The following is a 17903-nucleotide window of genomic DNA, read 5'->3' on the forward strand; positions in this document are numbered from 1 at the left end:
ACCCCCGGTCAGCGCACCCGTCGACCGCGCAGCAGCACCGCCCGCGGCGCGGTGAGCACCCGGGCATCGCGCCGCGGATCGGTGTCGTAGACCACCAGGTCGGCGGACTCCCCCTCGGTCAGCCCGGGGACCCCCAACCAACGCCGGGTGCGCCAGCTCGCGGCGGCCACGACCTCGTGATCCGGGATGCCGGCGGTCAGCAGCTCGGCGGCCTCGTCGGCGATCCGGCCGTGGGCGATCGTGCCGCCCGCGTCCGTGCCGATCAGCAGCTGGACACCGGCGTCGGCCAGGTCCCGGACATGCTGGTACCGCCGGGCGTGCATCCGCCGCATCCGCTCGGCGTACACCGGGTAGCGGTCGGCCCGGTCGGCGATCGCCGCGAACTGCGCCACCTGCAACAGGGTCGCGGTGACCGACACCCCGGCGGCGGCGATCCGGTCGATCTGGCGCGGGTCGGCACCGCTCGCGTGTTCCAGGCAGTCGATCCCGGCGTCCAGCAGCCCGTCCAGCGCCTCGGTGGCGAAGGTGTGCGCCGTGACCCGCGCCCCGGCGTCGTGGGCGGCACCGACCGCCTCGGCCAGCACGTCGTCCGGCCACAGCGGACGCAGATCGCCGTCGGGGCCGAGGTCGCGGTCGATCCAGTCGGCGACCAGCTTCACCCAACCGTCGCCCCGGGCTGCCTCCTGCGCGACGGCCGCCGGCAGCTCGGCGACGTCGGCGAGCTCGCGGGCGTAGTGCCGCAGATACCGCTTGGGCCGGGCCAGGTGGTGGCCCGCGCGGATCAGCCGGGGCAGATCGTGCCGCCCGTCGACCCAGCGGGTGTCGGCGGGCGACCCGGCGTCGCGGATCAGCAGCACCCCGGCGTCCCGGTCGGCCACCGCCTGCGCCTGCGCGGTGGCGCGGTCGACCGCCCCGCCGGCGCCCAGGCCGATGTGGCAGTGCACGTCGACCAGTCCGGGCAGCACCCAGCCGGTCAACGACCCGGTGACCTCCGCGGGGCGCTCGAAGGTGATCCGATCACCCACCACCCACGCCTGCGGGGCCACACGATCGTCGTCGACGACCACGGGACCCCGCAGGTGCAGCGCCATCAGCGACCGCCGAAGAACCTGTCCAGACCCTCGGGGATCTCGATCGAGCTCGGGTCGGTCGGCTGCTGCTGCTGCGGGGCACCCATCCCGAAGGCGGAGCCCTGCGGTGCGGCGGGGGCGACCCCGGCGGCGCGGTCGGCAGCTGCCTTCTCCTGCTGGGCGCGCTTGGCCGGGTTGCCCGACTTGCCCTTGGCCTTGCGGGGGGCCTGAGCCTTGCCCCGCGCCTTCTTGCCCGAGCCCGGCAGCATGCCCATGCCCGGCATCGGCATCCCGCCGCCCCGGGACATCTGCTTCATCATCTTCTGCGCTGCCTCGAAGCGCTCCAGCATCCCGTTGACCTCGGAGACCTGGACCCCCGAACCCTTGGCGATCCGGGCGCGGCGCGAGCCGTTGATGATCTTGGGGTTGACCCGCTCCGCCGGGGTCATCGAGCGGATGATCGCCTCGACCCGGTCGACCTCGCGCTCGTCGAAGTTGTCGATGGCCTCGCGCATCTGCCCCATGCCGGGGAGCATGCCGAGCATCTTCTTCATCGAGCCCATGTTCTTGAGCTGCTGCATCTGCTGCAGGAAGTCCTGCAGCGTGAAGCCCTCGCCCGAGGCGAGCTTGCCGGCCATCTCCTCGGCCTGCTCGGCGTCGAAGGCCTTCTCCACCTGCTCGATCAGGGTGAGCACGTCACCCATGTCGAGGATGCGGGAGGCCATCCGGTCCGGGTGGAAGACCTCGAAGTCGGTGAGCTTCTCACCGGTGGAGGCGAACAGGATCGGGCGGCCGGTGACCGAGGCGACCGACAGCGCGGCACCACCACGGGCGTCGCCGTCCAGCTTGGACAGCACGACACCGGTGAAGCCGACCCCGTCCTGGAACGCCTGGGCGGTGGCGACCGCGTCCTGACCGATCATCGCGTCGATCACGAACAGGATCTCGTCCGGGTTCACCGCGTCGCGGATGTCGGCCGCCTGCTGCATGAGCAGCTGGTCCACACCCAGACGACCGGCGGTGTCCACGATCAGGACGTCGTGCTGCCGGGCGGTGGCGGCGGCCAGACCCTCGCGGGCGACCGCGACCGGGTCCGCACCGACCACGATGTCGTCCTCGGCGCCCTGGTTGCCCGGGTGCGGGGCGAACACCGGCACGCCGGCACGCTCGGCCACCACCTGGAGCTGGGTCACCGCGTTCGGGCGCTGCAGGTCGGCGGCGACCAGCAGCGGGGTGTGGCCCTGGCCCTTGAGGTGCAGGGCCAGCTTCCCGGCGAGCGTGGTCTTACCGGCACCCTGCAGACCGGCGAGCAGGATCACCGTCGGCGGGTTCTTGGCCAGGTGCAGCGGACGGTTGTCGCCGCCGAGGATCGCGACCAGCTCGTCGTTGACGATCTTGACGACCTGCTGGGCCGGGTTGAGCGCGCCGGAGACCTCGGCGGACAGCGCGCGCTCCCGCACGGCACCGGTGAAGGCGCGCACCACCGGGACGGCGACATCCGCGTCCAGCAGGGCACGACGGATCTCGCGCACGGTGGCGTCGATGTCCGCCTCGGACAACCGGCCCTTCGTGCGCAGGTTCTTGAAGGTCGACGTCAGACGATCGGACAGACTGGCGAACACCGCGCGGTCCTCTAGCTCTCGAGAATCAGGGACGCCCCAGCGTACCCGCAGCACGGCCCACCAGATCGTCGACCAGCCGCGCCCGCCACGCCGTCCACGCCGTGGGGCCCGCCGACCCGGCATCCGCCTCGGTCAGCGCGCGCAGCAGATGCAGCAGATCCAGCCGGTGATCGACCGCCCCGAGCAACCGGTCCACGGTGCCCGGGTCCTCCGGGTCGGCGGTGGTCGCCAGCTCGGACAGGGTCAGGTGCTCGCGGACCAGCAGCGCGATGTCGGCGGCGTCGGCGGGGCCGAAACCCATCCGGGCGGCGATCGGTCCGGCCAGCCGGGCCCCGGTCACCGAGTGGTCGCCACCACCGGCCCGCTTGCCGATGTCGTGCAGCAGCGCGGTGACCAGCAGGACATCGGCCCGCTCCACCCCCTTGCGCAGCCCGGCGGCGGTGGCGGCGCACTCCACGCAGTGCCGGTCGACGGTGTGCCGATGGATCGGCGAGCGCTGCGGACGGTTGCGGATGCCCGCCCACTCCGGGATCCAGGTGGTCACCACCCCGGCCAGGTCCAGCGCCTCCCAGACCGGCACCTGCGCCGGTCCGGTGGCGAGCAACTGCACCAGCAGGGTCCGGGCGGCCTTCGGCCACGGCTCGGGCAGCGGCGGGGTGCGGGTCAGGCTGGTCACGCTGATCGGCGACAGCGTCAGCCCGGTGCGCGCGGCGGTGGCGGCTGCCCGCAGGGCGAGCACCGGATCGTGCTCCGGCTGGGCGTCGGCCGCCAGCACCAGTTCGCCGTCGTGCTCCACCAGCCCCTCGGCCACCGTGCGCAGGCGGGGCGCACCCCGTCGACCCCGGACCAGCACCGGTGTGCGGGCGGGGCGGTGCAACGCCTGCCGGGCATTGCGGGCGGTGGAGTCCAGCGCGTAGGAGATCACCCGTCCGGCCTCGGCCAGACCGGCGAGCAGGTCGTCCCGGTCCCCCACTCCGAGCAGCTCGGCCACCTCGTCCTGGTCGGCGGACAGCAGCCGGTTGGTGTGCCGACCGGTGACGGTCTGCACCGCGTCCCGGACGTCCAGCAGGTGCGCGTGGGCGGCGTCCACCGCTCCGTGCGGCCGGTCGGTGAGCCAGGTGGCGGCGAGCGCGGACAGCACCACGGCGTCCCGGATGCCACCGCGGGCCTCCTTCAGATCGGGTTCGATCAGATAGGCCAGCTCGCCGAAGCGGTCGGCGCGCTGCCGGGTGGAGGACAGCAGCTCCGGCAGTCGGCGCCGGGCCGCCGAGCGCCAGTCGGCGAGCAGCGCGGAGCGGGCCCGGTGGATGATCCCGGGGTCACCGGCCACCGGTTGCAGGTCGAGCAGCCCGACCGCGGCGGGCAGGTCCCGGCTGGCAACCTGGCGGCACTGAGCGAGCGAGCGCACCGAGTGGTCCAGGTCCAGTCCGGCGTCCCAGATCGGGTACCAGAGCTTGTCCGCCAGGGCCGACAGCTCGGCGGCGGAGTGGCCGCGCCCGTCGTGCACCAGCAGCAGGTCCAGGTCGGAGGCGGGGCTGGCGTCGCCCCGGCCGACCGAGCCGACCACCCCGAGACCGATCCCGGGCGTCTGGTCGCCACCCGTCGCCTCCGCCCAGAGGTCGGTCAGCGCTCCGAGCACCAGATCCGACATGGCGCGGCGTCGGGCGGCCCCCTCGGTGATCCGACCGGCCAACGCGAACCGGGCAGCGGAGAGGCCCCGCACCCCCACCGTCGGGGGGTGCGGGGCCTCGCCGGTCGTCATCGGACGTCCGTCACAGGGCATCCGGTCCGTGCTCGCCGGTACGGACCCGGGCCACGTCCTCGACCGGGACCACCCACACCTTGCCGTCACCGATCTTGCCGGTCTGGGCCGCCTTGATCAGGACCTCGACCACCTCGGCCGAGTCCTCGTCCCGGACCAGGACGTCGATCTTGACCTTGGGCACCAGGTCCACGGTGTACTCGGCGCCGCGGTAGACCTCGGTGTGACCGCGCTGACGGCCGTAGCCGCTCGCCTCGCTCACGGTCAGGCCGCGCACACCGGCTGCTTCCAGGGCTGACTTCACGTCGTCCAACCGATGCGGCTGGATGACAGCCGACACGAGCTTGGTCATCACTTCACCTCCGTCACCACGCGGGCTCCACCCAGCGTCTCGTACGCGGTCTCACCGTGCACAGCCAGGTCGATCCCGCCGACCTCGGCCTCTTCGCTCACCCGCCACCCCAGGGTGACCTTCAGGATGTAGCCGATCACCAGGGTGACCAGGCCGGAGAAGATCAGGGCGACCAGCGCGATGACGAACTGGACCACCAGGAGCTTGACGCCGTCACCGAGGAACAGCCCACCGTCGGCGGCCAGGAAGCCGATGCCGATGGTGCCGACCAAACCGCCGACCAGGTGGACACCCACCACGTCGAGCGAGTCGTCGTAACCGAACTTGTACTTCAGGCCGACGGCCAGGGCGCAGAGCGCACCGGCGACCACACCGAGGATGATCGAGGTGACCGGGCGCAGTGCCCCGGCGGCCGGGGTGATGGCGACCAGACCGGCGACCACACCGGAGGCGGCACCCAGGCTGGTGGCGTGGCCGTCGCGGATCTTCTCCGTGATCAGCCAGCCGATCATCGCGGCGGCGGTGGCGGCGGTGGTGTTCACCCAGGCCAGACCGGCGTTGCCGTCGGCGGTGAACGCGGATCCGGCGTTGAAGCCGAACCAGCCGAACCACAGCAGCGCGGCGCCGAGCATCACGAACGGCAGGTTGTGCGGGCGCATCGGCTCACGGCCGAAGCCCTTGCGCTTGCCGATGATCAGGGCCAGCACCAGACCGGCGATACCGGCGTTGATGTGCACCACGGTGCCGCCGGCGAAGTCGATCGGTGCCACGGTGGCCGCGCCGTCGGTGACCCCGAAGATCTTCGCGGCGATGCCGTTCTCGGCACCGGACAGCTGACCGCCGCCCCAGACCATGTGCGCCAGCGGGAAGTAGCTGACCGTGACCCACAGGACGGCGAAGACCACCCAGGTCCCGAACTTCACGCGGTCGGCGATCGCACCGGAGATCAGCGCCACAGTGATGATCGCGAAGGTCACCTGGAAGGCCACCCCGACGATCACCGGCACGCCGAACCCGTCGATGGCGTAGCTGCCGTCGTCGTTCCAGATCGTGCCGCTCAGCCCGAACTGGTCGAACGGGTTGCCGAAGAATCCCCCCACGTCCGAGCCGTACGACATCGACCAGCCGTACAGCACGTAGACGACCACCACCGCGCCAATGGCGATGAAGGACATCATCATCATGTTGAGCACGGACTTGCCGCGCACCATGCCCCCGTAGAAGAACGCCAGTCCAGGCGTCATGAGCAGCACCAGCGATGCTGACATCAGCATCCAGGCTGTCGCTCCGGTGTCCAGGTCCATGTGGAACGCCTCTCCCCTCGCCAGCCGGTCGGCCGGTCGGGGACCAGCGTGGAGGGGGAGGATTTCCACTTCGGGCCGGTCGTGTTACACCGATGTGACGGAGCGGCTCCGGGTGTAAACGTTCGGTTGCGGCGGGCGGTTCAGCCCAGAATGCCGTCCACGAACTCCTCGGCGTCGAAGGGCGCGAGGTCGTCCGGCCCCTCGCCCAGACCCACCAGCTTCACCGGCACGCCGAGCTCGCGCTGCACCGCGACCACGATGCCGCCCTTGGCGGTGCCGTCCAGCTTGGTGAGCACGATGCCGGTGACCCCGGCCACCTCCGCGAACACCCGGGCCTGGTTCAGGCCGTTCTGACCGGTGGTCGCGTCCAGCACCAGCAGCACCTCGGACAGCGGGGCACGGCGGGTGATGACGCGGGTGATCTTGCCCAGCTCGTCCATCAGCCCGGCCTTGTTCTGCAGCCGCCCGGCGGTGTCGACCAGCACCACGTCGACCCCCTCGTCGATGCCCGCGGCCACGGCCTCGAAGGCCACCGACGCCGGGTCGGCGCCGTCCTTGTCCGAGCGCACGGTGCGGATGCCGACCCGGGAGCCCCAGGTCTCCAGCTGGTCGGCAGCCGCGGCCCGGAAGGTGTCGGCGGCGCCCAGCAGCACGGTGGACTCCTCGGCGACCAGCACCCGGGCGAGCTTGCCGACCGTGGTGGTCTTACCGGTGCCGTTGACCCCGACCACCATCACGACGGCGGGGGTGCGGCTGCCGTCCTCGGCCTGGCCGGGGGTGGTGGCCAGGGACCGGTCCAGCGACGGGTCGACCAGCGCCAGCAGCTGCTCGCGGAGCAGATCGCGGACCTGCGCCGGGTCCTTGAGGCCCTGTACCCGGGCCTGGGTGCGCAGCGCGTCGACCAGCTCGGCGGACGGACCCGCGCCGACGTCGGCGAGCAGCAGGGTCTCCTCCAGCTCGTCCCAGTCGTCCTCGGTCAGGTGGTCGCGGGAGAGCACCTGCAGCATCCGGGCACCCAGCGGCGACCCGGAGCGGGCCAGGCGGTCGCGCAGCCGGGCGAGCCGTCCGGCCGCGGGTGCCGGGGTCTCGACGGTGGGAACCGGCGGGGTCTCGACCACCACGTCGTCGGCGACCGGGGCGTCCGGCACCTCGACGTCGGCCGGCGTGGCGGGTGCCTCGCGGTCGACGGTGGTGTCGTCACCGCGGCGACGGCGGGCGATCAGCGTGCCGCCACCGGCGATCACCACCAGGGCGGGGACGGCGACGTAGAGCAGATTGAGCAGGTCGGAGTGGTCCACGGGGCCAGTCTGTCAGGCGGGGCGGATCAGTGCTGCGAGGAGATGCTGGTCCGCCGGGGAGTCGGGGCGCCGGCCGGGGCCGACGAGTGCGGCGCACCGGCGGCGTCTGGGGTCGGCGGGGTGGGGACGATGCCGCGGTGCGCGCGGGGGTGCAGGGTCCACGGGCCGCGGTCCTGGCTGGGCAGGCGACCGGTGCCGTCGCGGTGCCAGAGCTGACCGGCGCGGTCGCCGGTGCGCTCGATGATCTCGGCGAACTCGTCCAGGTGCAGGTAGTCGTCGCCGGGGCGGGACTCGGTGGCGAACAGCTCGTCGAACGGGACGTCGACCGGCTCGGACTCGGGCTCGCGGCGCTTGCGGTCACGCCAGCCCGCCTTGAAGTCGTCGACGAAGGTGCGCCAGCTGGTCCCCTCGTCACTCCCCCGGCTCGCCAGCACGATCACCGCGACAGCCGCCACCAACGCCAGACCGATCCCCGCCACCAACACGCCCATGGGCTCATTCTCCGACGCGACGTCCGGGCGACTCGGCACGATCACCGCGATCCGGGCAACTGGCACCAGATCTTCACAGTTCGGGCGATTCAGGCGGTCTCGGCGGCCAGCCGTTGGCTGATGACGGTGGTCACCCCGTCGCCGCGCATGGTGACCCCGTACAGGGCGTCGGCGATCTCCATCGTGCGCTTCTGGTGGGTGACCACGATCAGCTGCGAGTCCTCCTGCAGCTCGCGGAAGATCTCCAGCAGGCGACCCAGGTTCACGTCGTCCAGGGCCGCCTCGACCTCGTCCATCACGTAGAACGGGCTCGGCCGCGCCTTGAAGATCGACACCAGCAGCGCCACCGCGGTCAGCGAGCGCTCACCGCCGGACAGCAGGGACAGCCGCTTGACCTTCTTGCCCGCGGGCCGCGCCTCGACCTCGATGCCGGTGGTGAGCATGTCGGACGGGTCGGTGAGCACCAGTCGGCCCTCGCCGCCGGGGAACAGCCGGGGGAACACCCGGTCGAACTGGGCGGCGGTGTCCCGGTACGCCTCGGTGAACACCTGCTCCACCCGGTCGTCGATGTCCTGCACGATCTGCAACAGGTCCGCGCGGGACTTCTTCAGGTCGCCGAGCTGCTCGACCAGGAAGGTGTGCCGCTCCTCCAGCGCCGCGAACTCCTCCAGCGCGAGCGGGTTGACCTTGCCCAGCCGGGCCAGCGCACGTTCGGCGGCGGCCAGCCGCTTCTCCTGCTGCTCGCGCACGAAGGCGACCGTCTCGCCCTCGACCACGGTGCCGTCCTCGGCCAGCGCCGGCACCGGCTGGTGCGGACCGTACTCGTCCACCAGGACGGTGGGGTCGATGCCGAGCTCCTCGATGGCGCGGTTCTGCAGCGCCTCGATCCGCAGGCGTTGTTCGGCGCGGGCCATCTCGTCCCGGTGCGCGGCGTCGGTGAGCCGGGCCAGGTCGGTCTGCCGCTGGTCCAGCTCGGTGCGCACCGCCGACAGTTGGGTCTCGCGTTCGGCGCGGGCCGCCTCGGCGGCCTCCCGTGCGTCCGCCGCCTGCTGCACCGCGTGGTCGATCACCGCGAGCGCCTGCGCGGCACCGCGGGCGACGGCGGTGGCGGTGGCGGACTGCCGGGCGCGCTGCTGCTCACGGCGGGCGGCGCGATCACGGGCCTCGCGCTCGGCCCTGGCGGCTCGGTCCAGGGACTCGGCGCGGCCGGAGAGCGCCCGCGCGCGCTCCTCGCTGGTGCGCAGGGTGAGCCGGGCCTCGGTCTCGGCCGCGCGGGCGGCGGTGGCGCGGATGGCCAGGGCGTCACGGTCGGCGGTGCGCTGCTCGATCGCCGCCTCGGTGTCGGCCGGTTCCGCCTCGGCGGCTGCCAGGCGGGCGGTGAGGTCGGCGAGTTCGGCCTGGCCCTGCGCCAGGGTCTGCTCGGCGGTGGCCAGGGTGGCACGCACCCGGTCGGCCTCGGCGGCGGCGGCGCGGGCGGTGGCCCCGAGCTGGCCGAGCTGTTCGGCGACGGCGGCCAGGGCGGCGTCGGACTCGTTCAGCCGGTCCAGGGTGCCCTCGTAGACCTCGCGGGCGGCGGCCTCGGCCTCGCGGGCACCGACCAGGGCGAACCGGGCCTGTTCGGCGGTGGCGGACGCGCGCTCGGCGCCGGTGCGCGCCTCGTCCAGGGCCGCCTGCCAGTGCAGGGCGCTCGGGGCGGCCGCCGATCCACCGTGCGCCCGATGGGTCGCCAGGGCGTCGCCGGTGCGGGTGACGACCACCAGCTCGGGCCGGTCGGCGAGCACGGCATGGGCGGTCGCCAGGTCGTCGACCACCGCCACCCCGGTGAGCAGCCGGGTGACGGCCGGGCGGATCTGGGCCGGGCACTGCACCAGGTCCAGCGCCCACCGCGACCGCTGCGGCGCGGTCCCCTGGTCGACCTCGGTGGCGGTCCCGGCGTCGGCGACCACCAGCCCGGCCCGACCGGCGTCCTGCTCGCGGAGGTAGCGGATCGCGTCCACCGCGGCACCCACCGACTGCACGGCCACCGCATCCGCCGAGGCACCGAGGGCCGCGACCACCGCCTCCTCGTCCTCGGGTGCGACGGCGATCAGGGCCGCCAGCGACCCGATCACCCCGGTGAGGTCCTCGGCGGCGAGCAGCGCGCCCGCCCCGTCCTTGCGGGTCAGGCTGAGTTCCAGCGTCTCGATCCGGGACGCCAGGGCGGTGCGTTCCTGCTCGGCGGCGGCCAGCTGCTCGGTGAGCTCCCGGACCCGGGCGGTGGCGTGCTCCAGGGCGTCGGCGGCTGCCTCGTGCTCGGCGTCCAACCCCTCCTCGCCCTCCTCGACCCCGGCGACCTGGGTCTCCAGCGCGGTGAACTCCACCGTGGCGGCGTGACCGCGCTGCTCGGCCTCGGCGAGGGTCTGGTGCAGGCGTTCCAGCTCGGACTCGGTGGCCTCCAGGCGGCTGCGGCGGGCGGCGACCTGACCGGCGAGCCGGGCCAGGCCCTCCCGGCGGTCGGCGGCCCCGCGCAGCACCGTCGCCAGCGCGCGCTCGGCCTCCTGCGCCTCCTGCTCGACCTGCTGGCGGGCGGCCTGGGCCCGGTCCAGCGCCTCCTGGGCGGCCGCGACCTCCTGCGCCAGCTCGGCCTCCGCCGCCCGGGCGCGTTCGGCCTGCCGTTCCAGTTCCTCCGGATCGCGCCCGTCGGTCCGCTCCGGAGCGGCGCTGCCGAGCAACCGCGCCCGGTCGGTGGCCAGGGAGGCGGTCCCGCGCAGCCGCTCGCGCAGGGCGGACAGCCGGTACCAGAGATCCGCCGCCTCACCCAGCGCCGGTGCCGCCTCGGCCGCCTCGCGTTCCAAGGTGGTCAGCCGGTCCCGGGCGGCGTTGAGCGCCTGCTCCGCGCTCGCCTTGCGGGCCAGCAGCGCGGTCTCGTCGGCGATGTCCTGTTCCAGGGTGGCCGTCAGCTGCGCCAGGTCGTCGGCGAGCAGCCGGGCGCGGGCGTCGCGGACGTCGGCCTGGACCTGCTGTGCCTTGCGGGCCACCTCGGCCTGGCGGCCCAGCGGGCCGAGCTGACGACGCAGCTCCCCGGTCAGGTCGGTGAGCCGGGTGAGATTCGCCTGCATCGCATCGAGCTTGCGGAGCGCCTTCTCCTTGCGCTTGCGATGCTTGAGGACGCCGGCCGCCTCCTCGATGAAGCCGCGTCGTTCCTCCGGGGTGGCGCGCAGCACCGCGTCCAGCTGCCCCTGCCCGACGATGACGTGCATCTCCCGGCCCAGGCCGGAGTCGGAGAGCAGCTCCTGGATGTCCAGCAACCGCGCCGCCCGGCCGTTGATCGCGTACTCCGAGCCGCCGCTGCGGAACAGCGTCCGGGAGATCGTGACCTCGGTGTACTCGATCGGCAGCGCACCGTCGGAGTTGTCGATGGTGAGAGACACCTCGGCCCGACCCAGCGGCGGCCGCCCGGAGGTCCCGGCGAAGATGACATCCTCCATCTTGCCGCCGCGCAGCGACTTCGCGCCCTGCTCCCCCATCACCCAGGCGAGGGCGTCGACCACATTCGACTTGCCGGAGCCGTTCGGACCGACGACGCAGGTCACGCCCGGCTCCAGGTTCAGGGTCGTCGCCGAGGCGAACGACTTGAACCCGCGCAGGGTGAGCGTCTTCAGGTGCACGCCCGGCAGCCTAGTGCGCGCCCCGTGTCGGCCCGCCGTGACAGGATCGCGGCCGTGTCGCCCACCCCGTCCCCGGAGCGTTGGCAGGAGGTGCTCGCCAGCCTGGCAGCCTCGGTCGCCGCCGATCAGCCCGCCGCCGCCGGGCCGACCACCGACACCGGCCTGCAGTTCGAGCTGCGCGAGCTGACCCCCCGGACCCGGGAACGCTGGAACGGTCCGACCTCACGCACCGTCGGCGGGCGGGTGCGCCGGGACGACCCGCCGGGCAACGGCGAGTACCGCCTGGCCGTGCGGCCGGTGCTGCGGACGGCTCGCGGCTGGGCCCGGGGCAGCGTCACCTGGGCGAACATCCCGCACCAGCGCACCCGCCTCGGGCTGGACCCGGCACAGCACCGCTGGTTCTGCGAGCTGGGCGCCCTGCACCGCGCCGCCGGGCCCGCCGCGCCGGGCACCGACCCGGACTGGGTGTTCCTGGACGAGTTCGCCAACCCGGTGCTCTGGGAACTGCTGGACCAGGCCGAGCGTCTGGGCATCGCCTTCGTCGGCTCGGGCAGCGGTGCGGCGATCACGCGGGGGCGGCGCGCGGACCTGACCCTGGACGCCACCCACACCGCGGCGGGCATCCGGGTGGCCGCCCGGCTGACGGTGGACGGCGCGCCGGTCGACCCGTCGCACGCCCATCCGATCGGCGACCACGGGGTGTACGTCGTCGACCCGGCGCAGCCGCGGCAGATCGTCCTCGCCCCGGCGGACCTGGACGCGCAACGACTGGCGCTGCTGGGCGCCAACGGTCGGCGCAGCGTGGCGGAAGCGCTCGGGGACGGCGTGCTGGTGCCCCCCGACCAGCTGGACGAGCTGCTGACCGGCGACCTGGAACTCGCCTCGGCCGACGGGTCGGTGGTGATCCCGCCGCCCGCGCCGCCGACCCTGGTCCTCCAGGTGCGGTTCGCCCCGCGCCACACGGTGGAGCTGCACTGGGGCTGGCGGTCGGGACCGCGCAGCGGACCGGCACCGGACCCGCGCGCCCTGATCCCGGCCGGGACGCTGCCGGACGACTGGTGGACCGACGACCCGCTCCCGCTGCCGGTGAGCCTGCGGGACGTCGAGGCGGCGGAGTTCGTCGCGGTGACCCTGCCGCTGCTGACCGCCCTGCCCGGTGTGGCGGTGGAGACGGTGGGCACCCGGCCCGACTACCGCGAGCTGCGCGGGGACCCGGTGCTCACCGTGACCACGCTGCCGACCGAGAAGCACGACTGGTTCGACCTCGGTGTGACGGTGACGTTGGACGGCCGGGACATCCCGTTCGTGCCGCTGTTCCGCGCACTGGCCAAGGGACGCAAGAAGCTGCTGCTGGTGGACGGCAGCTACCTCCGGCTGGACCACCCGGCGCTGGCCACTCTGACCGAGCTGATCACCGAGGCCCGCGACCTGAGCGAGTGGGAGACCGGACCGCGGATCAGCCGGCACCAGACCAGCCTGTGGGCGGACTTCGTCGACCTCGCCGACCAGGCGACCCCGGCGGTGCAGTGGCGCGCGCTGGTGGACGAGGCGGCGGCCGACGCACCCCGGCCCACGCCCCCGCCGACCGGGCTGCGCGCCGAGCTGCGGCCGTATCAGCAGGAGGGCTTCGACTGGCTGGCGTTCCTGTGGCGGCACCGGCTGGGCGGGATCCTGGCCGACGACATGGGGCTGGGCAAGACGGTGCAGTGCCTGGCGCTGGTGCAGCACGCGGTGGAGCAGGACGCGGTGCAGCAGGACGAGGCGGTGCGCCGCGCGGCACCGTTCCTGGTCGTGGCCCCCACCTCGGTCACGGCGAACTGGGTGGCCGAGGCAGCGCGGTTCACGCCGGGTCTGACGGTGCGGCGGGTCACCAGCACCGGGGTGGACCTGGCCACGGTGCGGGACGGGGCGGACATCGTGGTGACCAGCTACGCCCTGCTCCGGCTCGGCGCCGCGTCCTATGCGGCGGTCGACTGGGCCGGGGTGATCCTGGACGAGGCGCAGCAGGTGAAGAACCACGCCGCGCAGGTGCACCGGGCGGCCAAGGACCTGACCACGCCGTTCACCCTGGCGGTCACCGGCACCCCGATCGAGAACTCGCTGACCGAGCTGCACGCCCTGTTCGCCCTCACCGCGCCGGGGCTGTTCCCCTCCGCCCGGGCGTTCGCCGAGCAGTACCTGCGACCGATCGAGGGCGAGCGCACCGGGGTGACCTCCGGCAAGAGCGCCGGGTCGTTGCCGGTCGACCTGGGGCGGTCCCGGGAGGAGCGCCTGGCCCGACTGCGGCGACGGATCCGCCCGTTCCTGCTGCGGCGCACCAAGGAGGTGGTGGCCGCCGAGCTGCCGGAGAAGCAGGAGCAGACGCTGACGGTGGAGCTGTCCCCCGCCCACCGCGATCTCTACGACCTCTACCTGCAACGGGAGCGCCAGAAGCTGTTCGGGCTGATCGACGACCTGGACCGGCAGCGGTTCATCGTCTACCGCTCGCTCACCCTGCTGCGGATGCTCGCCCTGGATCCGGCGCTGATCGACCCGGAGCAGACCGGCATCCCGTCCGCGAAACTCGACCTCCTGCTGGAACAGCTCGAGGACCTGCGGGCCGAGGGCCACCGGGCGCTGGTGTTCAGCCAGTTCACCTCGTACCTGAGCCGGGCGGCCGAGCGGCTCACCGCCGCCGGGATCCCGTTCGTGTCGCTGGACGGCTCGACCACGGGGCGGCAGCGGGTGATCGACGAGTTCCGCACCGGCGAGGCCCCGGTGTTCCTGATCAGCCTGAAGGCGGGCGGAGTCGGGCTGAACCTCACCGAGGCCGACTACGTCTTCCTGCTCGACCCCTGGTGGAACCCGGCCGCCGAACAGCAGGCCGTCGACCGGACGCACCGGATCGGTCAGGACAAGAACGTGATGGTCTACCGGCTGATCGCCGCCGACACCATCGAGGAGAAGGTGCTGGCGCTTCAGGCACGCAAGGCGGAGCTGGTGAGCGCGGTGATCGACGACGGCGACCTGTTCTCGGCCACGCTCACCGCGGACGACGTCCGGGAGCTGCTGGGCTGAGCGCGACGATGGCCCGGGTCGTGCGGACCCGGGCCATCGTCATCGCACGGGGTTCAGAGCGCCGGGAACCAGAGCCCGATCTCCCGCTCGGCCGACTCCGGGGAGTCCGAGCCGTGCACCAGGTTCTGCACCACCGACAGGCCCCAGTCCCGGCCGAGGTCGCCCCGGATGGTGCCGGGGGCGGCGGCGGTCGGCTCGGTGGACCCGGCCAGGGAGCGGAAACCCTCGATCACCCGGTGTCCCTCGGCCACCACCGCCAGCACCGGGCCGGACTTCATGAAGTCGACCAGGGGGCCGAAGAACGGCTTGCCCTGGTGCTCGGCGTAGTGCTGTCCGAGCAGGTCGTCGTCGGCGGTCCGCAGCTCCACGGCGGCCAGGGTGTAGCCCTTGGCCTCGATCCGGCGGAGCACCTCCCCGGCCAGACCACGGCGGACACCGTCCGGCTTGACCAGGATCAACGTGCGCTGGATGTCGCTCATGGGCGTCACCCTACGTGCTGGTCAGTGCGCGCGCCGGGCGTCCTCGGGGCCACGCTCGTCCGGGTGCTCGGCGTCATAGGCCGCCCGCTCGGCGTCGATCCGCGCGCCGAGCCGGTAGGCCGAGATCCACAGCGCGATGAACACCACCCCGAGCAGGTACATCATCGGGATCACCAGGCCGCAGGCCAGCACCAGCACCTGGGCGATCGACCCGGCGATGTACCCGCCGGGCGCTGTCACCAGCCGGGACAGCGCCACGAACACCACGAACATGATCCCCGCGACGGTCCAGATCACTCCGGCGGGCAGCACCTGCAGCCCGTACGCCGTCAGCGCCGCGAACAGCACCAGCACACCCTCGAGCAACAGGATCGTCGAGGTGAACTGGGGCTTGGCGGGCTTCTTGCGACGCACGGGCCGCGGTGCTGGCTGACTCACGCGGGCAGGCTACCTGTCGTCCCGTGCGGTGGCCGAGACGGCGCCGGTCTGCGGCTCGCCGCTCGCGGAGGTCCCGGTCCGCTCCTCGCCGGAGGCGGCGTCGGTGATCGGGGCGGAACGGGGCGCCTCGGCCACCGCCTCGCCACGGGCCACCATCCCCGCCACGTCGGAGAGCTTGACCTCCTTGAGGAACAGGGTCAGCACGAACCCGACCGCCAGCAGCGGCACCAGGTACCAGAACGCCGGGGCCAGCGCGTCGGTGTAGGCGTTGACCACGCCGTCGTGCACGGCGTCCGGCAGCTGCGCGACCACGGCCGGGGTGAGCGACTCGGCCCCGGCGGAGGCGTCCAGCTGACCCGCCGGTGCACCGGCGAACACATCGGTCAGCCGCTCGGTGAGCCGGGTGGTGAAGATGGTGGAGAACAGCGCGGTGCCGACGGCGGCGCCGATCTCCCGGAAGAAGTTGTTCGCGCTGGTCGCGGTCCCGATCTCCGTCGGGTCCACCGAGTTCTGCACCGCCAGCACGATGGTCTGCATCACCAGGCCGAGTCCGGCACCGAGGACGAAGATCATCACGCCGAACAGCACCATCGACATGTCACCGGTGATGGTGGTCAGCCACGCCAGTCCGGCGGTGGCGATGCCCATGCCGACCACCGGGAACGCCTTGTACCGGCCGGTCTTGGTGATCGCGAAGCCGGAGCCGATCGCGGTCAGCATGACGCCCACCGTCATCGGCAGCATGAGCAGACCGGATTCGGTGACCCCGGAGCCGGTGGACATCTGCAGGAAGGTCGGCAGGAAGGCCAGCGAGGCGAACATGCCCATGCCGATCACCAGGCCGACCAGGGTCGCCAGGGTGAAGGTGCGGTTCTTGAACAGGTGCAGCGGCAGGATCGGCTCGGCGGCCCGCAGCTCGACCAGCACGAAGAGCACCGCGGCGGCGATCGTGCCGAGCAGCAGACCGATCAGCCGGCCGTCGGACCAGTCGTAGCCGCCCTCACCGGTCAGCGAGGTCCAGCTGGTGACCAGCACGATGCCGGAGGTCGCCAGGGTGAGCAGCACGATCCCGGCCACGTCCAGCCTGCGACCCGAGCGGTGGCTGGGCAGCTTCAGGGTGAACCAGGCGGTGACCAGGGCGGCCAGGCCGATCGGGATGTTGATCCAGAAGCACCAGCGCCAGTCGGCGTGGTCGGTGAACAGGCCGCCGAGCAGCGGACCGGCGACCGCGGAGACGCCGAACAGCGCCCCCATCGGACCCATGTACTTGCCGCGCTCCTTGGCGGGCACGATGTCGGCGATGATCGCCTGGGACAGGATGATCAGACCGCCGCCGCCGAGGCCCTGGATGCCGCGCCAGATCACCAGCTCGTGGAAGGTCTGGGAGAAGCCGGCACCGGCCGAGGCCAGGGTGAACAGGCTGATCGCGATGAGGAACGGCCAGCGGCGGCCCCACAGGTCGCCGAACTTGCCGTAGAGCGGCATCACGATCGCGATCGCCAGGATGTAGATCGTGATGACCCAGCCCTGGTGCTCGACGCCGTTGAGCTCGCCGACGATGGTCGGCATCGCGGTGCCGACGATGGACTGGTCGAGGGAGGACAGCAGCATGCTCGCGAGCAGGCTGGCGAAGATCAGCCAGACGGTGCGCTGGTTGAGCACGACCAGCGGCTTGTCCGGCGCGGGGGCGGTGTTCGCCATCAGGACGCTTCCGTTCAGGATCGGGGGGTGAGGGGCCGCACGGGGGTGGACAGGATGCCCGCCAGGTCGCTGACGACGGAAGGCAAATACTCCTGCACCTCCCCGTGCTGACCGGAGGAGTCCCAGCGCACGAAGGTGCTGTGCGCCAGGCTCATCAGGAGGCCGCCCACCAGGTGGGTGGTGGCCTCGTCGCAGTCGGCACCGAGGCGGCGGCGGACCAGCTCGGCCGTCTCCTCGTGGTGCTGTTGGATCAGGGAGTAGGCCCGGACCAGCAGGTCGGGGTGGCCCTTGGCCAGGTCGAAGGCGCGGGCCATCCGTTCCTTGCCGAGCGGGGGGTGGTCGAGCACGACGCCGACCAGCGCCTGCATGTCGGCCAGCAGGTCGCCGGTGGGTCCGCCGGAGGCGAAGATCTCCCCTGCCTCGGAGTCGAAGCTCCACTGGGTCATGCCCAGCACCGCGTCGTCCTTCGACTCGAAGTAGTTGAAGAACGTGCGGACGCTGCATCCGGCCTCGGCGCTGATCGCCTCGACGGTGACGTGCTCTAGCCCGTGTGCGGCGGCCAGCCGGTGGGTGGCGTCGACGAGAGCTTCCAGGCGTGCGCGCTTCTTCCGGGCGCGCAGACTCTCGTCGACTTCTTGCATGGCATGCATTTTTGCACGCGCTGCAAGAAGTCGACGAGTCC

At 72.7% G+C, this 17903-nt stretch carries 13 protein-coding genes; 1 reads left to right on the forward strand and 12 read right to left on the reverse strand.

Going from position 1 to position 17903, the window contains the following annotated elements:
• Positions 1 to 8 precede the first annotated feature (8 nt).
• The 8 genes from HGK68_RS10420 to smc all read right to left on the reverse strand — a co-directional run bounded on the left by HGK68_RS10420 (position 9) and on the right by smc (position 11546).
• Entirely contained in the window at positions 9 to 1091 is a 1083-nt protein-coding gene (locus tag HGK68_RS10420) for an amidohydrolase family protein (RefSeq protein WP_169165902.1), read from the reverse strand.
• Positions 1091 to 2692 carry a signal recognition particle protein gene (gene ffh, locus HGK68_RS10425; protein ID WP_169165903.1) on the reverse strand — a complete coding sequence of 534 codons (1602 nt, stop codon included), beginning with the start codon at positions 2690 to 2692 and terminating at the stop codon, positions 1091 to 1093. Before ffh ends, HGK68_RS10420 begins: the two co-directional genes overlap by 1 nt.
• Positions 2693 to 2717: 25 nt before the next feature.
• On the reverse strand, positions 2718 to 4454 hold the full coding sequence (locus HGK68_RS10430) for a [protein-PII] uridylyltransferase (RefSeq protein WP_246260282.1): 1737 nt from the start codon (positions 4452 to 4454) through the stop codon (positions 2718 to 2720).
• Between the two features lie 10 nt (positions 4455 to 4464).
• Positions 4465 to 4806 carry a P-II family nitrogen regulator gene (locus tag HGK68_RS10435; RefSeq protein WP_169165905.1) on the reverse strand — a complete coding sequence of 114 codons (342 nt, stop codon included), beginning with the start codon at positions 4804 to 4806 and terminating at the stop codon, positions 4465 to 4467.
• On the reverse strand, positions 4806 to 6110 hold the full coding sequence (locus HGK68_RS10440; protein ID WP_169165906.1) for an ammonium transporter: 1305 nt from the start codon (positions 6108 to 6110) through the stop codon (positions 4806 to 4808). Before HGK68_RS10440 ends, HGK68_RS10435 begins: the two co-directional genes overlap by 1 nt.
• Before the next feature lie 140 nt (positions 6111 to 6250).
• Positions 6251 to 7408, reverse strand: coding sequence for a signal recognition particle-docking protein FtsY (gene ftsY / locus HGK68_RS10445; RefSeq protein WP_169165907.1), 1158 nt, complete (start codon positions 7406 to 7408; stop codon positions 6251 to 6253).
• 26 nt (positions 7409 to 7434) lie between these two features.
• Positions 7435 to 7899 (reverse strand): hypothetical protein, encoded by a 465-nt coding sequence (locus HGK68_RS10450; protein ID WP_169165908.1) that lies wholly within the window; start codon positions 7897 to 7899, stop codon positions 7435 to 7437.
• Positions 7900 to 7988: 89 nt separating this feature from the next.
• Complete coding sequence (smc, locus tag HGK68_RS10455) at positions 7989 to 11546, reverse strand: chromosome segregation protein SMC (protein ID WP_169165909.1); 3558 nt, start codon at positions 11544 to 11546, stop codon at positions 7989 to 7991.
• Between the two features lie 54 nt (positions 11547 to 11600).
• Here smc and HGK68_RS10460 point away from each other — a divergent pair, with 54 nt between their 5' ends.
• On the forward strand, positions 11601 to 14603 hold the full coding sequence (locus tag HGK68_RS10460) for a DEAD/DEAH box helicase (protein WP_169165910.1): 3003 nt from the start codon (positions 11601 to 11603) through the stop codon (positions 14601 to 14603).
• 53 nt (positions 14604 to 14656) lie between these two features.
• Here HGK68_RS10460 and ndk read toward each other — a convergent pair whose 3' ends face one another.
• The 4 genes from ndk to HGK68_RS10480 are packed head-to-tail and all read right to left on the reverse strand — an operon-like array spanning position 14657 to position 17862.
• Entirely contained in the window at positions 14657 to 15082 is a 426-nt protein-coding gene (gene ndk, locus HGK68_RS10465) for a nucleoside-diphosphate kinase (protein ID WP_169165911.1), read from the reverse strand.
• 21 nt (positions 15083 to 15103) lie between these two features.
• Positions 15104 to 15520 (reverse strand): DUF4233 domain-containing protein, encoded by a 417-nt coding sequence (locus HGK68_RS10470; protein WP_246260284.1) that lies wholly within the window; start codon positions 15518 to 15520, stop codon positions 15104 to 15106.
• Between the two features lie 9 nt (positions 15521 to 15529).
• The gene (locus tag HGK68_RS10475; RefSeq protein ID WP_169165912.1) at positions 15530 to 17221 is read right to left on the reverse strand and encodes an MDR family MFS transporter; all 1692 of its coding nucleotides are present in this window, start codon (positions 17219 to 17221) and stop codon (positions 15530 to 15532) included.
• A gap of 14 nt (positions 17222 to 17235) precedes the next feature.
• Positions 17236 to 17862 (reverse strand): TetR/AcrR family transcriptional regulator, encoded by a 627-nt coding sequence (locus HGK68_RS10480; RefSeq protein WP_206155737.1) that lies wholly within the window; start codon positions 17860 to 17862, stop codon positions 17236 to 17238.
• Positions 17863 to 17903 lie beyond the last annotated feature (41 nt).

This window comes from Cellulomonas taurus (genome assembly GCF_012931845.1).
In the GTDB taxonomy this organism is placed as follows: domain Bacteria; phylum Actinomycetota; class Actinomycetes; order Actinomycetales; family Cellulomonadaceae; genus Cellulomonas; species Cellulomonas taurus.